The sequence below is a fragment of the Streptomyces sp. NPDC057654 genome (assembly GCF_042800135.1).
In the GTDB taxonomy this organism is placed as follows: Bacteria; Actinomycetota; Actinomycetes; order Streptomycetales; family Streptomycetaceae; genus Streptomyces.
The window spans coordinates 1-4,674 of the sequence record NZ_JBHVHQ010000687.1; the positions used below are offsets into that span (position 1 = coordinate 1).

Below are 4,674 nucleotides of genomic sequence, written 5' to 3' on the forward strand. Positions count from 1 at the left end.
AGCGTCGCCATTGAGGAGCAGAAAGCCGACCCGAAGCCGTCGTCGACGGACTCGGCGCCCTTGTCGTTTTCGACGTCCTTTACGTCTTCCGCGGCCTCCGGAGGCGGCTCCTGCGCGGCCTTCCGCTGCTGCCGAGGTCTCGCCTTCGCCAGGTCGACGCGGGCGGAGTCCGCCCCGGGAGCGGCATCCGGACCAGGAGCGCCGTCCGGCCCCGGGGCGGAGTCCGGGGCCGTCCGGGGAGCGCCGGCCGCGGCCGTTTCCGGGCGCGCCGATTCCCCGTCCGTCTCCGCCGGTATAGCGCCGGACCCCGTCTGCTGAGTCATATCCGCCCCTCTCACCAAGAATGATTCCTTGTGGGGCCGGAAGGTTCCGCTCCGAATGGGCCGGCCGTCGGGGCTCTCAACGGGCGACGGTGCGCGCCGGTGCCCGCGTCACCGGTACGGGGCCGCCGCCTGGACCACACGCAGGCTTCGTCACCACCTCAATCGCCTGGCGAATCGGCCCCGTTGATACCGACACGCACCGACTGTCCCGTACGCACCACCCACCCCGTACGTACGGAAACCCGCACTCGGAGCCGCCAGTGTGGCGCTCGTCACTATGGGCCGTTCATCGCGCCCCCTGGGTGCCCCGCAAGCCGTGCGGTACGGAGCGTCAGAAGGTGAGCACGCAGCGCGCCACCCGCCCGTGGTGGGCGTCGTCGGCGGCCTTCGCGAAGTCCTCCACGGGGTAGGTCTCCGTGATCAGCTCGTCCAGGAGCAGCCGGCCCTCTCGGTAGAGGCGCGCGTACAGGGCGATATCGCGCTGCGGCCGCGAGGAGCCGTAGCGGCAGCCGAGTATCGACTTGTCGAGATACATGGACGAGACGAGGAAGGACGCCTGCGCGTCGGCCGGGGGCACGCCGAGCAGGACGGCCTGGCCGTGCCGGTCGAGGAGATCGACCGCCTGCCGGATCAGTTTGGTGTTGCCGACGCACTCGAAGGCGTGGTCCGCGCCGGTCGGCAGGATCCCCTTCACCGCGGCGGAGGTGTCCGGCGTGGTGGAAGCGTCGATGAAGTGGGTCGCGCCGAACAGCCGGGCCGCCGCCTCCTTCGCCGGATTCGCGTCCACCGCGACGATCGTCGACGCCCCGGCGAGGCGCGCCCCTTGCAGCACGTTGAGGCCGATGCCGCCCGCGCCGATGACGACGACCGATTCGCCCTGGCCGACCCCGGCCCGGTTGAGCACCGCTCCGACGCCGGTCAGCACCCCGCAGCCGATGAGCGCGGCCGAGGTCAGCGGCACATCGTCGGGGATCTTGACGGCCTGGACGGCCTTGACGACCGTGCGCTCGGCGAAGGCGGAGTTGGAGGCGAAGTTGAAGAGCTTCGCGCCGCGCCGCGTGAAGGGCTGCCCCGGCATGCCGATGGCCTTGCGGCACATGGTCGGGCGGCCCCGGTCGCACTCGGCGCACGTGCCGCAGTTGGCGAGGGTGGAGAGGGCGACATGATCACCGGGCGCGACGTGCACGACGCCCGCGCCGACCGCCTCAACCACGCCCGCGCCTTCGTGGCCGAGGACCACCGGCACCGGAAAGGGGATGGTGCCGTCGATGACCGAGAGATCGCTGTGGCACAGCCCGGCCGCGACGACCGCGACCAGCACCTCGCCGGGGCCCGGCTCGCGGATCTCCAGGTCATCGACGACCTGGGGCTGTTTGCCGTCGAAGATGACGCCTCGCATAGTGCCCGTCCCTTCAAGGTGGCCTTGGCCAAGGCCGGAGTGGAGATCCACGGAGGAATCCGGTGCGGAAGGTGCGAAAGGCGGGGGCCGGTGCCCGGACCCCGCCGCGGTGCCGGTGCGTTTCCGCCGGTCAGGATGGCCAGACCACGGATTGGAGCTCGCTGTACGCGTGCAGGCCGAACGATCCGCCGTCGCGGCCGACGCCGCTGTCCTTGAAACCGCCGAACGGGGTCTCGGGGTGCCGCTGCACGGTGTTGATGCCGATGTTGCCGCTGCGCAGGCGGGCCGCGAGCGTCCAGGCGCGGCCGGCGTCGGAGCTGAAGACGTAGTCGTAGAGGCCGTACGAGGTGCCGTTGGCGATGCGGACGGCCTCGTCCTCGTCGTCGAAGGGGATCGCGACGACGACCGGGCCGAAGAGTTCCTCGCGCGCGACCGTCATATCGGGGGTGACGTCGGCGATGAGGGTGGGCGGGACGTAGAAGCCCGGCTTGAGGTCGGGGCGCGCGCCGCCGACGACGATGCGGGCGCCCTGCTCGCGGGCGCCGGCGATGTACGTCTCGACGCGGTCGCGCTGGGCCGCGGAGATCAGCGGGCCGACGATCGTGGAGTTATCCACAGGGTCCCCGACTGTCAGTGCTCGCGCGTATTGTTTGAGACCGGCGACGACCTTCTCGTACAGCGATCGATGGACGAGCACACGGGTCGGCGCCGTGCAGATCTGCCCGCTGTGGAACGACCAGACCGAACCGACCGCCCTGATCGCCGACGCGACCGTCTTGTCGTCGGCATCCCCCAGGACGATGGCCGCGCCCTTGCCTCCCAGCTCCATCAGGGTGCGCTTCATCGACCTCCCAGCGGACTCGGCGATCTTCTTTCCCACCGCGGTGGACCCGGTGAAGCTGATCATGTCGACGTCCGGGTGGGACACGAGTTCCTCCCCGGCGGCGGCTCCCGATCCCGTGACGACGTTGAAGACGCCGTCCGGCAGTCCGGCCTCTTTGAGGATGGGGCCCAACTCCAAGCACGCCAGCGGATCTTGTGGCGCCGGCTTGGCGACCACGGTATTGCCCATGGCCAGGGCGGGCGCTGCCTTGCCCGCGAGGTTGACGATGGGGAAGTTGTAGGAGGTGATGCACCCGATCACGCCCATGGGGCGACGTACGGCGGCGGCGCCGATGAGTCCGCCCGGGGCCAGCGCGCTGGCCCGCACGGGCTGCGGCGCCAGCGGGACGACATCCGGTTCGAGCGCGCCGCGCGCGTAGCGGCGGAAGCGGTCGGCCGCGGTGGGCACCTGCATGGTCGAGGCGAGGCGCATCGTCGCGCCGGTCTCGGCCTGGAGCAGGGGCACGAGGTCCCCGCCGTGTTCGGTGAGGAGATCGGCTATCCGGTCCAGCACGGCCGCGCGTTCGCGCGGGTCGGTGCGGGACCAGCCGTCATAGGCGGTCCGTGCGGCGGTCACGGCAGCGGCGACTTCGGCTCGCGTCGCTTCCGGGGCCTCCCCGACGACCTCTTCGGTCGCCGGATTGACAACTGCATAGTGCCCTTGGGCGGGCTCGCACCAGGAGCCGTCGATCCAGTGCCCGTACGCGGTCATCGGGACTCCTTCGGCAGGCCGAGCACCCGCTCGGCGATGATGTTGCGCTGGATTTCGTCCGATCCGCCGTAGATGGTGTCGGCGCGTGTGAAGAGGAAGAGGCGTTGCAGGGGGTCGAGTTCGTACGGGCTCTCGGCGCTCCAGGCTGCGGGGCCGAGGGCTGCGGCCGTGCCGCGGACCCGCATGGCCAGTTCGCCGAGCCGCTGGTGCCAGCCGCCCCACAGCAGTTTGGCGACGTTGGGCGCGCCGGGCACATCCGTGCCGCCCAGCGTCCGCAGGGCGTTCCAGCGCATCGTCTGGAGCTCGGCCCATTGCCGTACGAGCCGGTCGCGCAGCGCCGGTTCCGCTGCGGTGCCGTGCTCCAGGGCGAGGCGGACGACGTGGCGCAGCTCGGCGGCGAAGCCGATCTGCTGGACGAGCGTGGAGACTCCGCGTTCGAGGGCGAGGAGGCCCATGGCGACCTGCCAGCCGTTGCCCTCCCCGCCGACGAGGTGGTCGGCGCTCGCCAGCGCCCCGTCGAAGAACACCTCGTTGAATTCGGCGGTCCCCGACATCTGCCGGATGGGCCGGACCTCGATGCGGCCCGGCTGGTCCATCGGCACGAGCAGGAAGGAGAGTCCGTGGTGGCGGCGGGAGTCGTGGTCCGTTCTGGCCAGCACGAAGCACCAGTGGGCGTCCTGGGCTAGCGACGTCCAGATCTTCTGGCCCGTGATGCGGTACGGGCCGCCGGGCGCGCCATCGCGGGTGGCCGTGGTCCGCAGCCCGGCCAGGTCGGAGCCGGCGTCGGGCTCGCTGTAGCCCTGGCACCACAGTTCCTGGCCCCGGGCGATGGGGGGCAGGAACCGCTCCCGCTGCTTCTCGTCCCCGTAGGCGATCAGGGTCGGGGCGAGCAGGTTCTCACCGATGTGGCCGACGCGTCCGGGCGCACCCGCGCGGGCGTATTCCTCGGCCCAGACGACCTGTTGGGTCAGGGTCGCGGCGCGGTTGCCGTAGGAGCCTGCCGTGCGGTCCCAGCCGAGGCCGATCCAGCCGGCCGCGCCGAGTTCGCGCTCCCAGGCACGGCGGGCCTGGGGCAGTTCGTGTTCGCTGCCGGGTCCGCCGTGGCCCGCGGCCTGGGCGAACTCGCCGGTCAAGTGCGCCGAGAGCCATTCCCGTGCCTCTTCGCGAAAGGTCTCGTCCTGCGGCCCGAAGGCGAAATCCACGGCGTCTCCTTCCTTCCGCTTCCTTCCGCGCGGACCGCGCGGGTTCGCCCGGCTGTGCACCGGCCGGGCTGCGGCTCGGGGCCGCCGGTCCGAGGCCGGCTCGTGAGGGCCGCCTCGTGGGGCCGCCTCATCGGTGCCGCTCGGTCGGGGCGGCGC

General features: G+C 71.7%; 3 protein-coding genes and 1 pseudogene. All 4 read right to left on the reverse strand.

All coding sequences use genetic code 11. From position 1 onward, the window contains the following. Positions 1-323, reverse strand: a pseudogene (locus ACFU99_RS33670) (hypothetical protein); the annotation flags it as partial. 331 nt (positions 324-654) lie between these two features. After that, on the reverse strand, positions 655-1,722 hold the full coding sequence (locus ACFU99_RS33675; protein WP_384399336.1) for a Zn-dependent alcohol dehydrogenase: 1,068 nt from the start codon (positions 1,720-1,722) through the stop codon (positions 655-657). Positions 1,723-1,852: 130 nt separating this feature from the next. Then, positions 1,853-3,316: an aldehyde dehydrogenase family protein gene (locus ACFU99_RS33680; protein ID WP_384399339.1), complete on the reverse strand. Its 1,464-nt coding sequence runs from the start codon at positions 3,314-3,316 to the stop codon at positions 1,853-1,855. Continuing rightward, positions 3,313-4,518, reverse strand: coding sequence for an acyl-CoA dehydrogenase family protein (locus tag ACFU99_RS33685; protein ID WP_384399342.1), 1,206 nt, complete (start codon positions 4,516-4,518; stop codon positions 3,313-3,315). Before ACFU99_RS33685 ends, ACFU99_RS33680 begins: the two co-directional genes overlap by 4 nt. Positions 4,519-4,674 lie beyond the last annotated feature (156 nt).

Coding starts and splice junctions, on each gene's coding strand:
- ACFU99_RS33675 (WP_384399336.1), bottom strand. CDS start 1,722: ATGCGAGGCGTCATCTTCGACGGCAAACAGCCCCAGGTCGTCGATGAC.
- ACFU99_RS33680 (WP_384399339.1), bottom strand. CDS start 3,316: ATGACCGCGTACGGGCACTGGATCGACGGCTCCTGGTGCGAGCCCGCC.